The 18,629-nt window shown below is 42.7% G+C and carries 17 protein-coding genes; 9 read left to right on the plus strand and 8 right to left on the minus strand.

Annotated elements, in window-relative coordinates; genetic code table 11:
- The first annotated feature begins 221 nt into the window (after positions 1-221).
- The gene (gene metJ / locus KQP93_RS15150; RefSeq protein ID WP_054563330.1) at positions 222-542 is read left to right on the plus strand and encodes a met regulon transcriptional regulator MetJ; all 321 of its coding nucleotides are present in this window, start codon (positions 222-224) and stop codon (positions 540-542) included.
- 99 nt (positions 543-641) lie between these two features.
- Here metJ and KQP93_RS15155 read toward each other — a convergent pair whose 3' ends face one another.
- Both KQP93_RS15155 and rpmE read right to left on the minus strand, forming a co-directional pair.
- Positions 642-1,883: a malic enzyme-like NAD(P)-binding protein gene (locus KQP93_RS15155; RefSeq protein ID WP_217875068.1), complete on the minus strand. Its 1,242-nt coding sequence runs from the start codon at positions 1,881-1,883 to the stop codon at positions 642-644.
- Between the two features lie 576 nt (positions 1,884-2,459).
- Positions 2,460-2,675, minus strand: coding sequence for a 50S ribosomal protein L31 (rpmE, locus tag KQP93_RS15160; protein ID WP_036973208.1), 216 nt, complete (start codon positions 2,673-2,675; stop codon positions 2,460-2,462).
- 233 nt (positions 2,676-2,908) lie between these two features.
- Between rpmE and priA the strand changes: the two genes are divergently transcribed.
- The 5 genes from priA to KQP93_RS15185 all read left to right on the plus strand — a co-directional run bounded on the left by priA (position 2,909) and on the right by KQP93_RS15185 (position 8,017).
- Complete coding sequence (priA, locus tag KQP93_RS15165; protein WP_217875069.1) at positions 2,909-5,089, plus strand: primosomal protein N'; 2,181 nt, start codon at positions 2,909-2,911, stop codon at positions 5,087-5,089.
- Between the two features lie 16 nt (positions 5,090-5,105).
- Entirely contained in the window at positions 5,106-5,633 is a 528-nt protein-coding gene (locus KQP93_RS15170; RefSeq protein ID WP_054563328.1) for an SPOR domain-containing protein, read from the plus strand.
- Positions 5,634-5,713: 80 nt separating this feature from the next.
- Positions 5,714-6,232, plus strand: a complete 519-nt coding sequence (gene hslV / locus KQP93_RS15175; RefSeq protein ID WP_054552816.1) for an ATP-dependent protease subunit HslV — start codon at positions 5,714-5,716, stop codon at positions 6,230-6,232.
- A gap of 11 nt (positions 6,233-6,243) precedes the next feature.
- A complete protein-coding gene (gene hslU / locus KQP93_RS15180) occupies positions 6,244-7,572 on the plus strand; it encodes an HslU--HslV peptidase ATPase subunit (RefSeq protein ID WP_217875070.1) in 1,329 nt (442 codons plus the stop codon).
- Positions 7,573-7,642: 70 nt separating this feature from the next.
- The gene (locus tag KQP93_RS15185) at positions 7,643-8,017 is read left to right on the plus strand and encodes a gamma-butyrobetaine hydroxylase-like domain-containing protein (RefSeq protein WP_217875071.1); all 375 of its coding nucleotides are present in this window, start codon (positions 7,643-7,645) and stop codon (positions 8,015-8,017) included.
- Positions 8,018-8,110: 93 nt separating this feature from the next.
- Here the strand turns inward: KQP93_RS15185 and KQP93_RS15190 are convergent, their stop codons facing one another.
- From KQP93_RS15190 to KQP93_RS15200, 3 genes are all read right to left on the minus strand, one after another.
- Entirely contained in the window at positions 8,111-9,991 is a 1,881-nt protein-coding gene (locus tag KQP93_RS15190; RefSeq protein WP_217875072.1) for a methyl-accepting chemotaxis protein, read from the minus strand.
- A gap of 105 nt (positions 9,992-10,096) precedes the next feature.
- Positions 10,097-11,146 carry an MJ1255/VC2487 family glycosyltransferase gene (locus KQP93_RS15195; RefSeq protein ID WP_217875073.1) on the minus strand — a complete coding sequence of 350 codons (1,050 nt, stop codon included), beginning with the start codon at positions 11,144-11,146 and terminating at the stop codon, positions 10,097-10,099.
- Positions 11,143-11,679 (minus strand): phosphatase PAP2 family protein, encoded by a 537-nt coding sequence (locus KQP93_RS15200; RefSeq protein WP_217875074.1) that lies wholly within the window; start codon positions 11,677-11,679, stop codon positions 11,143-11,145. The genes KQP93_RS15195 and KQP93_RS15200 overlap by 4 nt, the downstream gene beginning before the upstream one ends.
- Before the next feature lie 212 nt (positions 11,680-11,891).
- Between KQP93_RS15200 and rraA the strand changes: the two genes are divergently transcribed.
- Both rraA and KQP93_RS15210 read left to right on the plus strand, forming a co-directional pair.
- Positions 11,892-12,389 (plus strand): ribonuclease E activity regulator RraA, encoded by a 498-nt coding sequence (rraA, locus tag KQP93_RS15205; RefSeq protein WP_217875075.1) that lies wholly within the window; start codon positions 11,892-11,894, stop codon positions 12,387-12,389.
- A 5-nt stretch (positions 12,390-12,394) separates the two neighbouring features.
- Positions 12,395-13,444, plus strand: coding sequence for a formimidoylglutamase (locus tag KQP93_RS15210; protein ID WP_217875076.1), 1,050 nt, complete (start codon positions 12,395-12,397; stop codon positions 13,442-13,444).
- 431 nt (positions 13,445-13,875) lie between these two features.
- On the opposite strand, the gene KQP93_RS15215 is transcribed toward KQP93_RS15210, so the two are convergent.
- Positions 13,876-15,552, minus strand: coding sequence for a GGDEF domain-containing phosphodiesterase (locus KQP93_RS15215; protein WP_217876800.1), 1,677 nt, complete (start codon positions 15,550-15,552; stop codon positions 13,876-13,878).
- A gap of 121 nt (positions 15,553-15,673) precedes the next feature.
- The gene (gene hutI, locus KQP93_RS15220; RefSeq protein WP_217875077.1) at positions 15,674-16,915 is read right to left on the minus strand and encodes an imidazolonepropionase; all 1,242 of its coding nucleotides are present in this window, start codon (positions 16,913-16,915) and stop codon (positions 15,674-15,676) included.
- 142 nt (positions 16,916-17,057) lie between these two features.
- Here hutI and hutC point away from each other — a divergent pair, with 142 nt between their 5' ends.
- Positions 17,058-17,765, plus strand: coding sequence for a histidine utilization repressor (gene hutC / locus KQP93_RS15225; protein WP_217875078.1), 708 nt, complete (start codon positions 17,058-17,060; stop codon positions 17,763-17,765).
- On the opposite strand, the gene KQP93_RS15230 is transcribed toward hutC, so the two are convergent.
- Positions 17,766-18,536: an NADP-binding protein gene (locus KQP93_RS15230; protein ID WP_217875079.1), complete on the minus strand. Its 771-nt coding sequence runs from the start codon at positions 18,534-18,536 to the stop codon at positions 17,766-17,768.
- Positions 18,537-18,629: the final 93 nt, after the last annotated feature.

An 18,629-nucleotide genomic window follows, 5' to 3' on the forward strand; every position in this document is an offset into this window, starting at 1 on the left:
ATCACCTATTCTTAAATTGGATGTTTAGACGTCTAAAAGGTTAGATGATCAAATATGAGAAGTCAAAGCATTTATGGCTCACACATAGAAGTTTATACATTTACACGACTAGATGGCTAAATAACTAGTATTTGACTATCTTTTTTAAAGAGATAGAATTTCCGCATCTTGCGCTGTGAATAAGGCGTAAATCACTGACAACCGAGGCAACGAAACAACTTATGGCTAAATGGAACGGTGAATACATTCACCCATATGCAGAACACGGTAAAAAATCAGAACAAGTAAAAAAGATTACCGTATCAATCCCACTTAACGTATTAAAAGTATTAACTGACGAGCGTACACGCCGTCAGATCAATAACCTGCGTCATGCGACGAACAGTGAGTTATTGTGTGAAGCTTTCTTACATGCTTTTACAGGTCAACCATTACCAAATGATGACGACCTACGTAAAGACAACCCTGAAAAGGTACCTGAAGAAGTTAAAAAGATTATGCAAGAAATGGGATTAGATATCCCTGTGCTTGATTCAGAATAAGTATTTCGGCCATCGGATCACCGCCGATAATCGCAGATATAAAAAACTCAGCCTAGGCTGAGTTTTTTATTGCGCGATATACCTAATAGCTAATTAAGTTTAACGCATGTAACCTTCTGGCATGTCGATTTGCGCCACACCCGACTCTACTGCAGCTTCAGCAACAGCACGTGCAATACGTGGTAATAAACGCGGATCCATAGGCTTAGGAATGATGTACTCGGCACCAAACTCAAGTGACTCAACGCCAGCTGCTTTTAATACTTCACTTGGTACAGGCTCTTTCGCGATGCCACGAATAGCGTGAACTGCAGCAATTTTCATTTCATCATTAATTGCCTTTGCACGAACATCTAACGCGCCACGGAAAATAAATGGGAAACAAAGCACGTTATTTACTTGGTTAGGGAAATCTGAACGACCCGTTGCCATAATTAAATCGTTACGCGCACTGTGTGCAACTTCTGGAGCAATCTCAGGATCAGGGTTTGAACATGCAAATACTACTGGCTTATCAGCCATCAGTTTAAGATCATCTGCAGTTAACAGGTTAGGACCTGATACACCAACAAAAACATCAGCATCAGCAATAACATCTTGTAATGTACGCTTATCGGTATTGTTAGCAAATAATTGCTTATACTCGTTTAAGTCATCACGACGTGTATGGATCACACCTTTACGGTCAAGCATATAAATGTGTTCACGCAGTGCGCCACATTTAATTAAAAGCTCCATACAAGCAACAGCAGCAGCACCGGCACCTAAACATACGATGATGGCATCTTCGATATCTTTACCTTGCACTTCAAGAGCGTTAAGCATACCAGCAGCAGTCACAATAGCTGTACCATGTTGGTCATCGTGGAAAACTGGAATATCACAGCGCTCGATAAGCGCTTTTTCGATTTCAAAACACTCTGGCGCTTTAATATCTTCAAGGTTGATACCACCAAACGTATCAGCGATGTTAGCAACCGTATTAATGAAATCTTCTGTTGTGCGGTGTTTAACTTCAATATCAATTGAGTCAAGGCCAGCAAAACGTTTGAATAGTAACGCTTTACCTTCCATTACAGGTTTTGATGCAAGTGGACCTAAGTTACCTAAACCTAAAATCGCGGTACCGTTTGAAATAACCGCAACCATGTTGCCTTTGCCTGTGTATTTATAGGCATTTGCTGGATCAGCAGCAATTTCACGGACTGGTTCAGCCACACCAGGGCTATAAGCTAAAGCGAGATCGTTAACCGTTTCGGCTGGTTTAGTTAGTTCAACACTAATTTTACCTGGGACGGGGTGAGCGTGGTAATGTAATGCTTGTTCACGAAAATCTGACATAACGCGATAGTATCCTGCAAAAAGTTAAAAAGTGAGAGAGCTTGCATCAGTACGATACCTGTAATGTATAAAAATTCCAAGTATTATCAGGTCTATCCTGTTATATGCTATATCGCTTAATTTTAAAGGATTTCCCAACAATTTCTGTGCATAGTTGCGATTAATCAGACATAAAAATTCACCTATTTATGACCTTTTAAGCACGTGTTTTTGTATTTTATACGCACGAACACTGCAAATAGCCGAAATTAGCCAAAAACAACCATTTCAACGAAGTTCACAGCATTTACTCGCGAAATTATTTAAATTTATTATTTTTAATAACTTTTAGATACCAATACGCTTAATTAAGTATTATTGCGGATTGGTATACTCAATTTATACAAAAAAGAATATAGCTAAGGGATGGCACTTTGTCTGCAAAATTAGCGACATAATGGGCATAACACTCAGAAATAGTTATGCAAGATACATAAGTGAAGATGATGAGTAAGTGGCAGTATTAAAAATGTCTTTTGTGAATTTTAGGCATAAAAAAAGCACCCTAAGGTGCTTTTTTTAACTAAACAGCAGAGATTACTTCTTGCTGCTAAGTGCACCGAAGCGCTTGTTGAAACGATCAACACGGCCGCCAGTGTCTAAAATCTTTTGCTTACCAGTGTAAAACGGGTGACACTCAGAACATACGTCTAAGTGGATGTCTTTACAAAGAGTTGAGCTAGTTTCGAATTTGTTACCACATGAACAAGTTGCAGTGATAGCTTCGTACTTAGGGTGAATACCTTCTTTCATAGGGAACCTCTAGTTAAGGCCGTATCGCTCTCCAAACCCGAAGTCTGGCACCATACGCAGTTAATACAATTAATAGGCCGCGTATTTTATAGCTCAAGTGACCTTGCGACAAGCTTTAAATGCATCTTTCGCTAAAAAAATAATCAAGTGGGCTGTTGTTCAGTATTTGTTGGTAGGTTTTTAACAGTAATTTTAGTACATTATCTTTCTATCTTTGTTTCAGTTGAGTTGTTATGCACTTTGTAGAAGTTGCCATAAAAGTCCCTTTACAGCGTACCTTCGATTATAAAGTTGAACAGCTGCTGCATAGCCCTGAGTTAAAGCCAGGTATGCGTGTTCGCGTGCCATTTGGTAGCCAAAAAAAGATTGCCGTGGTCTTGGCTCTTAAAACATCAACCGATGTTCCAGCTGACAAAATAAAGCCGATTATTGATGTTATAGACGACACGCCTGTTTTATCTGAGCAACATTTAGCATTACTAAAATTCACAGCACGCTACTACTGTTACCCATTGGGCGAGACCATTCATACAGCACTTCCAGCTGCATTAAGACAAGGCGAATGCCCAGATAAAACCAGCATTAACATGGTTGAGCTGACCGATAAAGGTGCAAAGCTGCCGTCGCTAAAAGCAAAAACCCAGTTAAGTTTATTGAAACAGCTAGCCGAATCGGGCAAATCATCGGTTACAGAATTAAAAGCACTCGGATTTACCAAAAAAACCATCGACAGTCTGCTCGATAAAGAACTGATCACTCAGTTTATTGAACATGATAACCAATGGCAGCAACGCGCGCCGACTGTTGGTAGCAAGCCGGTGCTTAATAAAGAGCAAGCTGTTGCCTGCACCAGCATTAACCAAGCTCGTGGCTTTACAAGCTTTTTGCTTGAAGGGGTTACCGGAAGTGGTAAAACCGAAGTGTATTTGCAATGCCTAGAAGAAGTACTCAAAAAAGGTCAGCAAGCCTTAGTATTAGTGCCTGAAATTGGCTTAACACCACAAACAGTCAACCGTTTTCGTCGTCGCTTTCCCGATACCCCGATTATGCTATGGCACTCAGCTCTAACAGATAACGAACGCTTACAAACTTGGCGTTTCTGTGAAAAAGGCAGCTGCGCCATAGTGATCGGCACACGTTCGAGTATTTTCTTGCCCTTTTTATCACTTGGCATGATCATCGTTGATGAAGAGCACGACAGCTCGTTTAAACAACAAGATACATTGCGCTATCATGCTAGAGACCTAGCCGCTTATAGAGCATACCAACATAATATTCCGCTCGTTCTAGGTAGTGCCACACCGGCACTTGAGACCTTACATAAAGCAATTAATAACAAATATCAGCTGTTGAGCCTCACTGAGCGTGCTCAAACCAGCACTGATAACCAGTTCCACTTAATGGATATGAAAGGCCAGCCTGAACAAGCGGGGATTGCCCATGCCAGCCTTGCCTATATGCGCCAGCATTTAGAACGAGGTAAGCAAGTAATGGTGTTTTTAAACCGTCGAGGTTTTTCGCCTACCCTAATATGCCATGAGTGTGGTTGGCTAAGTGAGTGCTCACGTTGTAGCACCAGCGCAACCTTTCATAAAGCCATTGGCCAGATGATTTGTCACCACTGCGGTGAACAACATCAGGTGCCTCATCAATGCCCCGATTGTGGCAGCACGCAGATTTTTCCAAATGGCAAAGGCACTGAGCAAATCGAAGAGTTTTTAACACAAACCTTCCCTGATATTCCGATTAGTCGTATCGACCGAGATTCAACACGTCGTAAAGGCAGCTTAGAAAAAGCGCTTGATGATATTAACCAAGGCGGTGCGCGTATCTTAGTTGGCACGCAAATGTTGGCAAAAGGCCACCACTTTGCCGATGTTAGCCTTGTTTTAATCCTAGATGTCGACAGTGGATTATATTCGTGTGACTTTCGCGCCACAGAGCATTTAGCGCAACTGGTTACGCAAGTGGCAGGCCGTGCTGGTCGCAGTGGTGAACCTGGGCAAGTATTATTACAAACTCACTTTCCTGAGCACCCGCTACTGCAAGACTTAGTTAATAATGGTTATCAAGATTTTGCCCGTTATGCACTCACAGAGCGAGAAGACGCGCAACTTCCGCCAATCACAAATATGGCTATGGTTCGTGCCGAAGGACATAACATAAATCAAGTCATGGATTTTTTAACTGATTTGGTTCCTGTCCAGAACGTATCTGGTATACAATTGCTCGGTCCGATACCTGCACCACTGGAACGAGTGGCAGGTAAATATCGCTTTCAGTTACATATTCAGGCGCAGGAACGCTCCCACTTACACCAATATTTAGCGCAAATGGTCGACTATATAAGTACCAGTAAATTAGCGCAAAAGGTGCGTTGGAGCTTAGATGTTGATCCTATAGATATGATTTAAAGGCCAATTAAGAGTCATGGCACAACACGATTACATAAATAAAAAACCAGCAAATCGAAATAATAAAAAACAAGCCCCGGCGAAAAAGCCTTTCCCTATTATTCTTGTTTTAATTGCGCTTATCTTAGTAGGCGGGTTTGGTTACGGCCTATGGTATATCAAACATAATGCCGATCCTGAGTTAGTAGAGCAGCAAGCAAACCCGACTAAAAAAGAAGAAGTGGTTATTCCACCACCTAAAACACCTGAATTTATCAAAGAGATTAAAGAGCACGAAGTTCAGGTTGAAGTAAAAGAGATTGAACAAAAAGGTCCATATGTAATGCAATGCGGCTCTTTTAGAACATTAGAGCAAGCACAAACATTAAAAGCTAAAATCGCTTTTGCTGGCTTAGTGGCCGAGGTTAAGAAAACACAAGGCAGCAATGGTGTTTGGTATAAAGTGCGCTTAGGCCCATACGAAACCAAACGTTTAGCCGAAAGTGACAAGAATAAACTTAAACGCATCAAAATAATGGGCTGCGGAATTTGGCTTTGGACTTGATTTTAGTTCATTCACCCATATAAACACCTCATCAATCGCTTTTTACGAGCGGCCTTGCCGCTCGATGATGAGGAATAATCATGACCACTATTGTAAGTGTACGCCGCGACGACAAGGTCGTTATTGGTGGCGACGGCCAAGTTTCACTTGGTAACACCGTAATGAAGGGCAACGCCCGCAAAGTTCGACGTCTTTATAATGGCAAAGTAATCGCTGGTTTCGCTGGCGGTACTGCTGATGCCTTCACCCTTTTCGAACGATTTGAAAGCAAACTAGAAATGCACCAAGGCAACTTAACCAAAGCTGCCGTAGAAATGGCCAAAGATTGGCGTAGTGATCGCGCACTTAGAAAGCTCGAAGCACTATTAGCAGTCGCAGACGAAACTGCTTCATTAATTATCACAGGTAACGGTGATGTGGTGCAGCCAGAAAACGACCTAATTGCGATTGGCAGTGGTGGTAACTTCGCGCAATCAGCAGCCACAGCGCTACTAGAAAACACCGACCTAAGTGCACGTGATATTGTAGAGAAAAGCCTTACAATTGCAGGCAACATCTGCGTATTCACGAATAATTTCCAAACTATTGAAGAATTGTAATAGGAACTGCCATGTCTGAGATGACGCCTAGAGAAATCGTTCACGAGCTTGATCAACATATTATTGGCCAAGCTAAAGCTAAAAAAGCAGTTTCAATCGCGCTACGTAACCGCTGGCGCCGTATGCAACTGAGCGATGATTTACGTAGTGAAGTAACACCAAAAAACATTTTAATGATTGGTCCAACAGGTGTGGGTAAAACTGAAATTGCACGTCGCTTAGCTAAACTTGCTAATGCGCCTTTCATTAAAGTTGAAGCAACAAAGTTCACCGAAGTGGGCTATGTTGGTAAAGAAGTTGAAACGATCATCCGTGATTTAGTTGATATCTCAATTAAAATGACGCGTGAACAGCAAACCAAAAAATTCAAACATCGCGCTGAAGAAGCGGCAGAAGAGCGTATTTTAGATGCCCTTTTACCACCAGCACGCGATACCTTTGGTGAGTCAAAAACTGAAGAGAATTCTTCTACTCGTCAATCTTTCCGTAAGAAATTACGTGAAGGTCAGTTAGACGATAAAGAAATTGATATCGATGTTGCACAAGCTCAGCCAAATGTTGAGATCATGGCTCCTCCCGGTATGGAAGAAATGACCAACCAGCTTCAAAGCATGTTCCAAAACATGGGTGGTGATAAGCGCAGCAACCGTAAGCTAAAAATCAAAGAAGCGTTCAAGCTATTAGTTGAAGAAGAAGCAGCAAAACTTGTTAACCCTGAAGAGTTAAAAGAGCAAGCTATCTTCGCAGTAGAACAAAACGGTATCGTGTTTATCGATGAGATCGATAAAATCTGTAAACGTGGTGAAGCGTCTGGCCCAGATGTTAGCCGTGAAGGTGTTCAGCGTGACTTACTACCATTAATCGAAGGTTCAACAGTAAGCACTAAACATGGCATGGTTAAAACTGACCACATGTTATTTATCGCATCTGGCGCATTCCAAATGGCTAAACCGTCAGACATGATCCCAGAGCTACAAGGCCGTTTACCAATCCGCGTTGAGCTTGAAGCACTAAGTGCTGATGACTTTAAACGTATCTTAACTGAGCCTCATGCTTCATTAACTGAGCAGCAACGTGAGCTGTTAAAAACAGAGCAAGTTGACGTTGAGTTTACTGATGATGCCATTGAACGTATCGCGAAAGCGGCTTGGCAAGTAAATGAGAAAACCGAAAACATCGGTGCTCGTCGCTTGCACACAGTGATGGAAAAACTAATGGAAGAAATTTCATTTGATGCCTCAGAAAAAGCTGGTTCAACACTAACAATTGATGCCAATTACGTTGAGCAGCATTTAGGTGCACTTGTTGAAGATGAAGACTTAAGTCGCTTCATTCTTTAATCAACAAATTAGCGTTATAATCAAAAGCCTCCAGTTGGAGGCTTTTTAGTTTATATAAGGTAAGGCTCACATGAAAGAAGTCACTAAAGTGCATTATCACAGGGTTAGCAAATTATTAGATGTTCATTTTGATGATCAAACTATTGCCAAATTTAGTGCTGAATTTTTGCGTGTTCACTCACCTTCTGCTGAAGTACAAGGTCATGGCAATGAACCTATGAAACTCGTACTTGGTAAGCAACAAGTAGGAATTAACAAGATTGAACCGGTTGGCCATTATGCGATTCGACTAGTATTTAGCGATAACCATAATAGCGGTTTATTCAGCTGGCACTATTTAAGTGAGCTGCAAGCTAACCATGATGAGCTTTGGCAACAATACCAAACAAGGGTCTCAGAGCACGAAGCAAGCAAAGACAGCGTGCCTATTAAGTTTGTGCCTTAATACCTACTGGATTAGCTCCGAGCAAACTAAACAACAAAAAAGCGCGATGACGACACCGTCACCGCGCTTTTTATATAAAGTATCAAGTACTCATTAAACTTTAAACTTATCGATTGCCTGATAAAGCACACGCGCTTGCTCAGATACTTCTTCACTGGTTTGCGCATTAGTCGCCGCGTGACCCGATGCTTCTTGAGCGATATCACGAATACGTACCACGTTTTTATTTACCTCAGAAGCCACTTGGCTTTGCTCATCAATTGCGGTGGCAATGTGAGTACTCATATCCATAATGGTTTGTACATCTTCGGTGATTGAGCGAAGCAACTCACCGGCTTTACTTGCCTGTGCTGCACTTTCGCCACCTTGCGTACGACACTGCTGCATAATGCTCACCACTTCTTGCGTACGCCCTTGTAAGGTCGAAATGATGCTCTCGATCTCTTGCGTTGAATCTTGGGTACGCTGCGCAAGCGAGCGAACTTCATCTGCTACTACCGCAAAGCCACGGCCTTGTTCACCAGCACGTGCTGCTTCAATTGCCGCATTGAGTGCCAGTAAGTTTGTTTGCTCAGCAATGCCACGAATAACATCAAGTACAGAACCAATGGTTTCAGCGTCTTTTTCTAACTGCGACACCACACTTGATGCGTTACCGAGTGAATCTGATAAGTGATTAATTTGCACCACTGTTGATTCAACCTCAGAACGGCCTTGTTGCGCACTTAAGTTAGTCGACTCAGCTTTTTTCGCAGCCGCTTCAGTATTGTGTGAAATATCTTGAATCGTCGCCTGCATTTCGGTGGCAGCTGTGGCAACCATGTCAGCTTCGTGAAGCTGCTCTTGCATACCTGAGCTAGTTGCTGCAGTCGTTTCAGATAAATGTTCTGTTGCCACGTTAAGAGTACTTAGCGCTGTATTTACCTCGTAAATCAGCTTTTTAAAATCACTGATCAAGCTATTAAAGTCGACCGTCATTGTGGTGATTTCATCTTTACCCGATTGAGTAATCGACATGCTTAAGTCGTTATTGCGACGAATCTCATTAATCGTGTGGTACACACGTTCGATAGGCTGAATAATTGAGCGGCTAGTAAAGTAAACTAATAACATTACTAAAATGCTCGCAATAATAAATACAAGAATGGCAATCAACTGCGCACTAGCAGCACTAGATTCTACAAACTCTTTAGTTTGTGTAGTCAATTGGTTAACTATTGCATCACTAAGCTCTACACTGCGCTTCATCTCACCGAGTGCCCCTGATTCTAAATCAAGGCCCAAAGCAACTTGTGCATCAACTAAGGCTTTAAATTTACTTTGATAAGTCGCAAGCAAACTAAGCAATTGGTTTTCGTAATTTGCATCGAACCCAGCGTTTTTAATCTCAGAGCTAAAACTAGCAACTAAATCATCAAACTTGCCCATATACTTTAAATCAAAGCGCAGCATAAAGTCTTTTTCTGCACGGCGAAGCTGAAGCATTAAAGCCAGTAGTTTATAGTTTTCGCGCTCACTTAATAATGTTTCTACTTGATGCACCGCACCACGTAAATCACCATAAAGTGCATCTTTAGGGTGTAAACCAATTTTCTTTTGTAGTACCACAACTTCATTGAAGTCATCGTAATAAGTTTTCGCAAGGCGTCTAAATTCATTTAGTTTAGATGAGTCCATCGACAAATCTTTCACTAACTCGTCTAGTCGCGCCATTTTATTTTTTAGCTGCGAATACTCTTTCTCAAAAAGCTCAAGGCTATCGACATCTTTGTAAAACAAAAAGTTTTTTTCATGTTTACGCATCGCAAGTTCATGAATGTCGAGCTCCTCCGCATTTTGAATTGTTTCGTTGAGCTTTAGCATCATGCGCGACTCAAAGATAATTACACACAGCATCACAATCATTGCAAGACCAACAACGAGCGCGTTTAACTGTAAACGACGCTTAATAGTTAAGTTTTGTAATACATTCATTCAAAGTGCCTTATAGAAACATGCAGTTAAAGTATAGCTAAACTATTTAAAGCAGCTAATAAAAAGTGGTTAAACTTGCCGCGCATTTTCCAATATAAGGTACTTTTAAACAATCAGTTTTTGTTCTAAATCAACCTGTTGCCATAAATGTTTATGCAATTTATCCAGCTTTTCCCACTGTTTTTTTTGCAACCAATCAACCAAAGGTGCTGGATCACTCGGAAAATTGAGCTTTCTGTTCTGTGGAGATTGCAACCAATCATCCATCGCATTGGGGTTTAAATAGCTCATGACATGGGCTACTCCCATCGATAAGAGCGTCTGTGCATTAATCCCCTGCTCAAACTGTTTACCAAGTGGTTTTAGTAAAAGTTTTTTACCCAGCTGCAATGCTTCACTTGCAAGTTCAAATCCGGCATTGCCAATTACGCCGCCAGCATTAGCAAGATCATTTAAAAAGCCAACACGTGACGGCGCTCGCAGATGAATATTTCCGATTGAACAATCTTGCGCATCAGGGTGATAACAGTAAAACTCACGCTCAGGAAAGTCTTTGAGGTAGTCGACCACACTGTCTAGGTCCTCAAAAGGTAGATACACCAACACCTTATTTTCGACCATCACTGGATTATCATGATGATGATTTGCAATAAATGGCGGAATGATGTTTTCTGCATAAGGTTGCCAATGCACCCCTAAATAAACGCTCGCTGGCGCATAGTTACGGATCAGCGCACGACGGAAAAAAGCTCGGCCAAACATCGGCACTTTATCAGATAAAAACGCCGCTTGATGGCTCATACCAATAACAGGGATACCTTGCTGTTTAGCTGCCCATGCTGTAATTGGTTCAAAGTCATTAAACACTAAGTCATAATGACGTAAATCAAGGTTTTTTATATCTTTTATAAGCTGCAATGGGCGCGCATTTTTCAACGTTTTAAAGCTATCAACTTGCCCAGATTTGCTGGTAAACGACAAACCTCGAAAAGCTCGGTAATCGGCAAAATCGTCCATATCAAAGTAGTCTTGTTCTTTACGACCCGAAAACACATAATCAACATCCACTCCTAATGCTTTAAAGGTCGTTGCCATCACTCGTGCGCGAGTAATATGGCCATTACCCGTACCTTGAATACCGTACAATATTCTCATATAGACTCCACCACCATTACAGCTAATACTGCACAACTTGAACCCATCACTGCGCCAATCACCACATCAGCAGGGTAATGCACACCAATAATCACTCTCGATGCCGCAACCCCTGATGCCCACATTAGCCACAGCAAAGCAAATTCCGGAAAATAGATAGTCAAAATAGTTGCCACCACAAACGCTCCAGCACTATGCCCCGAAGGTAAACTAAATTGGTCGCTCGGCACTAAATAAGCACCTTGCACTAAACAGTCGCACGGTCTAACCCGCGCGATGCGCTTTTTAGCTAAAAAGTAAATAGGTCGCTCGATGGCAAAGCCCACTAATATACTCAGTGCCAGCTGTTGAAAGTGCAGCTGCTCGGTAAACCACCAAAAACCAAGAAACAACACCACATATAGCCCGCCATCGCCGCTTTTCGAAAAGCCAAGCGCTGATCTTCTAAGCCAAACTGGCGAAGCATCGTTAAACACGCTTAAAAACAGCTGTTCATCCACTTTTGCCAATTTAGTAAGTATGTTGTTTGCCATGGTGAGCTCCTTGTCATACTTTGCGTCTAATTTTTATACTCATCTCAGCTTAGGCGTTAAAAATAACAATTAGGTGACGCTTTTGAGACACTAATGTTGCGGTAACGAAATTCCTTTGATTTAAACCAATAATCCGCTATTAAGTCGTTGTTATTGAGTTGTATCAGGGTATACTGAGTACTAAACAGACAGTCTCTTTAGAGGATGAAAAAATGGATTACAGCACTTCTGATTTATGCGACCACTTTCCAGATGTGGTTGATGTGCTCGAACCAATGTTTATCAATTTTGGTGGACGCCCAAGCTTTAGTGGTCGAGTAAAAACCGTTAAATGCTTTGAAAATAACGAGCTGATCCGCGAAATTTTATCAACCGATGGCACCGACAGCGTGTTATTGATTGATGGTGGTGGCTCTACCCGACGCGCCCTTATTGATATAGAGCTGGCTGAAATCGCATTAGAAAACAACTGGCAAGGCATTATCGTTTACGGTGCCATTCGCCATGTTGATGAACTTGAAGAGCTAGACTTAGGCATTCAAGCAATTGCCTCTATTCCTGTTGCTGCCGATAGTGAAGGTGCAGGTGAAGACGGCATTGGCGTTAACTTCGCAGGCGTTTCTTTCTTTGATGACGACTTTGTTTACGCTGATAGCACCGGTATTATATTATCTGCTGAAGAATTAGAGTTAGAAATAATAGAAGACTAATCTCGGTGACAAACTACCTTAAAATTTATGATGAAGCGGCGGTAAAGCACTTATGTACTCGCCGCGCTAACGAACTAAAAGCTTGGCAAGCCCTTGCCCTTCTCGACACTCAAGTTAACGCTCCACAAGCACTCATCGATGCAAAACAATTTGGTATTCGCTATGTTTTAGTTGGCGTATGTGAAGATATTGGTCCTCGCGCTAACTTAGGTAACGCTGGCTCAGGGCAAGCGTGGCAAGCATTTTTAAAGCGCTTTTTAAACCAAACGCATAACCAGTTTTTAAATCATGAGCGCGTGTTATTACTCGGCGAAGTTGCCCTTGATGACTTAAACCAACAAGCTGCTGACCTTGATAATAAAAACGACGCTGACTTAGCCAAACTACGTGAATTATGCGCTGATATAGACACCCGCGTTGAGCAGGTGCTTGCGATGATTTTTGCAGCAGGCCTTGAGCCAATTGTAATCGGTGGCGGCCATAACAACTGCTTAGGTATTTTACGTGCCCTTAGTAAGCAACATGGTAAACCAGTCAACGCTATCAACTTAGACCCTCATGCTGATTTCAGAGAGTGTGAAGGCCGTCATAGCGGCAATGGCTTTAGGTATGCGTACAGCGAAAACCACCTTGCTGACTATCATGTGATGGGGTTACACGAATTTAAAAATAACCAAGCGATTATGGATGCCCTGACAAACGCAAACTTCACGTTTGATAGTTACCAAGACATTCAAGTACGTCGCAAAGTCGATTTATCTTCGGCATGTAAACACGCATTAGCTCAGTTTGATAATGCGCCACTTGGAGTCGAAGTCGACCTAGACAGCATCTCATTAATGCCGGTTAGTGCATACACCAATTGTGGCTTCAGTGTGAGTGATGCCGAACACTTTGTGCATTTAGCTGCCAGCCAAACAACAGCTCGCTACCTCCACTTATGCGAAGGCGCCCCGTCGCAACACCCAGTTGGCTTAGAAGCAGGCATGAATGACGCAGGCCAAATAATCACCGCCCTAGTGAATGCGTATTTGCAAGCGAGAGAGGCAAGTTAGAAAGAAGCGAGAAACGAGGTTACGACTGATTTTTGTGGGGTGGGTTGAACGTAGCGATACTCAACACATAGAAGCGGTCAGCTCTGTGCCTTCAGCGATCAGACGCGCGAAACAAGTTTCACGCCTACCTGTAGCAGCGGCTTTATGCCGCGCCCCTTAAACTGGAAGCAAGATTCGAGACAAAGCGCGATGGAACGACTGTTTTTTGGGGAGGTCGGCTCGAACGAAGCGATACTCAACACATAGAAGCGGTCAGCTTTCAGCCTTCAGCTGTCAGACGCGCGAAACAAGTTTCACGCCTACCTGTAGCAGCGGCTTTATGCCGCGACTCTTATGGGCAGTAAGGTTCGAGATAAAACGCGATGTAACGAGTCAAGCAACTCACTAACTTCCAATCTGATAGCTGACGGCTGACGGCTGACGGCTTTAACTTACCCCTGATGCTCTAACCGCCATTGTTTTAACCACGACATCATGCCTACGCTGCTAAGCGGGTAATTAAAGTAATAACCCTGGGCGGCGTAGGTGTTCAACGACTTAACAAATTTAAGTTGCTCTAGTGTTTCTACCCCTTCACAAATCACCTTGGCATTATTTTGATTATGCATATCCACCATGCCAGAGACTAGGCTACGAACTTGGCTTTGATGGGCAAAATCAGCGGTTAGCGAAGCCGCTACTTTAATATACTCAACATTAAGATTAGGCAGCTTAGCAAGCCAAATAGGCGTATCGCCAAAGCCATCGATACACAGCTTAATACCAATACTATTTAGCCTTGCGACCATGGCTTTACCTTGGTCGTCTAGGCTCATAAATAGATCGAGCGGGCATTCTATGATTAAATCACCCGGCTCTAAGCGGTGCTCAGTCATAATGCGGTCAACAAATTCAATGAACTCTTCGTGCAGCATTTCTGGACCAAACACGTTAATACTAAGTGGCAGTTCAATGCCTTCCATACGCAGTGCCATAGCAAGCTCAGCAGCACGTTCAATAACATATGCTGCCACAGGGTAACTTAGGCCTGCGACACGAATATCATCAATGAATTTGTTCGCCGAAAGAATGCCTTGTTTTGGATGCTGCCAACGTAGCAGCAATTCTAAAAACTCAATTTGCTCGTCGCTATTACGAATAACCGGCTGAAAATAAAGCTCAAGTTCGCTGGCAAAATCTAAGTGAGCTAATTCGCGTAGGCGTGCCTGTTGCTCTAGTTGCTCAATCATCATTTGTGGGTGATAAGGCACAATTTCTCGCTCTGGGTTTGAATCAAGGGCAAGGTTGGCAAATGAAATTAGGTTCTCGAAGCTGTATTCAGGTTCGTCACAGTTCACGTAACTGGCGCGTACTTTAACTTCAATCGTACAATTAGCAACGTTGAATGGCTTTAATGTGACTTGCCTAATTTGGCTGATCAGCTGCTCATGAAGGTGTTTTTGCTCTTCGAGTGAGCAAATAAAGGCAAAGTTTAAGCCCCCTAAATGCGCCAGTTTTTCAGTATTTGCGGTGTTACCTGTCATACTCAGCACAGCATCAACACTGAGTTGCTGTTTAATACGTGTGGCCGATTGCGCTAATAATAAATCACCAAAGTCACGACCAATATGCTGGTTAACATCGTTAAAGCCTTCAAGGCGGATCATCACTAATGCACAATTTGCCGAATGCTCTTCAGCCCATGCAACAAAGCTATTTCTGAGCGCATTACGGTCTGGTAAACCAGTCAGTGGAGCAGCATCTAAATCATCGTTATGGAGCGGTTCTACTTCAACCTGCTCATCTTCTTCGGGCTCTTCGTAATTAAAAAATCCTGAGATAGATAAAATAACTACCGAGAAAACAAGCCAATATAAGGCTGTATCGAGTAATAGGTGGGCAGAGTATAAAACCGCAAACGAAATAGCGGCAGAGACACTCAATATTATGGCAAACCAATTGGTGGTGCGAAATGCTTGCCATAAATGAAAGCATAAAGCTAAAGCAAGTAAGATCACCAGCCAAGGTAATCCTAAGCTTAAAATAGCTAAACCTAGTACGCCATTAACGACTAGGCTTAGTCTTAAAATAGGGTTTTGGGTTACGCATAGGGCACAGATCATTGCCATAAAAACGCTACCAGCTAAAAACACTGGCACTACATCACTTGTTAAATTTACGAGTTGCGTGCTACTACTCGCTAAACTAAAAATCAATGACATGTAATCCAAACTGCGTAATAAAACTTATCTAACTAAGTCTACCCAAAATCCACAGATTTAACAGTTTATTTACGCCGAATTGGTAACTTAATTGTGCTGGGTGGGATATTTGCCAATGAGCAATATCAGCCCGAGCCCCCACTTTTAACACACCACGATCGTCAAGACCTAACGCACCCGCGGCGTTTCGTGTTACGCCAGCTAATGCTTGCTCTGGTGTCATACGGAAAATAGTGCACGCCATATTCATCATTAAGTGCAATGAACATAATGGTGAAGTTCCAGGGTTGAAGTCGGTTGAAATGGCGATCGGAACTTGGTACTGCTGGAGTAGTTCAATTGGCGGATACTTTGTTTCGCGTAAAAAGTAAAATGCACCTGGTAACAATACCGCCGCAGTGCCCGCTTTGGCCATTGCTTGAATGCCAGCTTCATCTAAGTGTTCAATATGATCTGCCGATAAGCCATTAAATTCTGCAACAAGCTCTGCGCCATGTTGATTAGATAGCTGCTCAGCGTGCAACTTAACCGGTAAGTTGTGCTTTTTAGCCGCTTCAAAAACGCGACGAGTTTGCTCGTTGCTAAAGCCTACGTTTTCACAAAAAGCATCAACGGCATCAGCTAAATCAGCTTCAACAACACGGTCAAGCATCTCACCGCAAACAAGCTCTATGTACTCATCACTACGGCCTTTATATTCAGGCGGTAATGCATGCGCACCTAAAAACGTGGTTTTAACATCAACCGGGTGATTTTCACCGAGTAAACGAGCTACTTCGAGTAGTTTAATTTCATTTTCGCAATCAAGACCATAGCCAGATTTAACCTCGACAGTTGTCACGCCTTCTGCGTATAACGCATTTAAGCGCTCTTTAGCACTAACAAACAATGTTTCGTGGTCGGCTTCGCGGGTTGCACGTACGGTGCTTGCAATACCGCCACCGTTTGCAGAGATTTGTTCGTAGCTAACACCTTGCAAACGCTGCTCGAACTCTTCTGCGCGGCTACCGGCAAACACTAAGTGAGTGTGACAATCAATCAACCCTGGTGTTAACCACTGCCCTTTAGCAGAGACAGTTGGCGTTGCTAACGCGTCAAATTTAGGTAAATCGGTTTGTGCACCTAACCAGGCAATTTTGCCATCTTTAACGGCAATCGCTGCATTTTCAATGGCGCCGTATGGTGCATCAACAGCAGGATCCATTGTGGCGATATTGGCATCTGTGATCAGTAAATCCCAGAGCGCTTGATCATTGTTGGTTGTGTGCATTTTTCACCTATCTTGATGCTTGCTAAAGGCTCAGTATGAGCCTAAATTTAAATTTGCTTAAAGTTTATCAACTCATCTTGTATATACAAGGAAATTATGTCACCCTGTAACATATTGTTAACTTATAAATAAACTTTTCATAATGAGCGTCCCTAAGTTTGCGCAAATAAAAGAATTCATTCTGGAAAATATTCAATCGGGAGAATGGCAAGAAAACGACCGTGTCCCTTCAGAGAACGAACTCACCAGTCAATTTCAAGTTAGCCGCATGACAGCTAGGCGTGCACTCAGTGAGTTAACCGATGCCGGTATTTTAACCCGCAGCCAAGGCCAAGGTACTTTTGTTGCCAGCTTCAAATCACAATCATCGTTGCTAGAAATAAAAAACATTGCCGATGAAGTTAAAGCGCGAAACAGCAATTACAGTTGTACGATTTTAGTGATGGAATCTATCAGCGCTATTGCCCCAATCGCGATTGCTTTGGGTGTCGAAGTCGACAGCCATGTTTATCGAAGTGTAATTGTGCACAATGAAAACGAGCACCCACTGCAAGTTGAAGAACGCTTTGTGAACCCCGCTCTTGCTAAAGACTACTTACAACAAGATTTTCACAGCCTAACACCCCATGAATACTTATCTCAAAACGCCCCGCTTACCGAGGCTCGCCACACGGTTGAAGCGATTATGCCCAATCAAGAAATGTGCGAATGGCTCAATCTTTACAACGAAGAGCCATGTTTACAAGTGATCCGCCGAACATGGTCATCGCAAGGTATTGTAAGCTTTGCGCGCTTAGTCTCACCGGGCAGTAAATATCGACTAGGCGGCCACCTTACTTTTAAAAAGTAGCTAAATAGGCGCTTGATAACGAAAACTCAGTGACTCAATCGCCGAGCCATCAATGATACGCTCGCCTTTATCATGGCTAGTAAAGGTCGGTGGCTGATTGCCCTGCTCAGCACATTTTTGTTGGTAATAATCTACTTTTTTAGGATGCGCCGGATTGACCACATTATAAATGCTGCTAGCACTAGACCAATTTTCGAGTACTGAACAAATCGCCGCTATCACATCTTGCTGCTGTACCATGTTTACCACTTGCTGACTTGAGCTAGACAGCTCTTTACCTGCAACAAACTTACCTGGGTCGCGCCCAGGACCAACAAGGCCCGCTAAACGCAATACTTTACCACCGGCATTTAGCACTAACTGCTCAGCATCAAATAGCAGTTGCTGGCGCGCTGATTGGCAATTAATTGCTGTACTTTCGCCATAATGACCATTATCAGCTGGGTAAACACCCGTCGAAGAACATAAAATAAAGCCTTTGCAATTTAGTTGCTTGGCAAGCTCAAGCCCTGCTTGCAAAGTGGCTAAATAATTACTTTCTGAACTACGACTACGCGGTGGAATTGCACATACCCACCATGCATCTCCAAGTGAAACATCATGTTTAAGTACATCGCCTTCAAGCGCAAACTGCCGCTGAAAGTCATGTTCGTGCTCGCTACTACGGTGTGTGCCTTGCACTTGCCACGCTAATTCTTTTGCCTCAACACAAAGCGCACTACCAAGCCAACCTGCACCTAAAACGACCAGTTTATTATTTTCAGAACTCATTTATCCAACTACCTCTTAGAAATTATTATTAACGTTCGCTTAACGGTGTAGCGATTTGGGTGCAAATATGATTAGATAGATAACTCTACCCGA

It is taken from the genome of Pseudoalteromonas shioyasakiensis (assembly GCF_019134595.1).
GTDB lineage: Bacteria > Pseudomonadota > Gammaproteobacteria > Enterobacterales > Alteromonadaceae > Pseudoalteromonas > Pseudoalteromonas shioyasakiensis_A.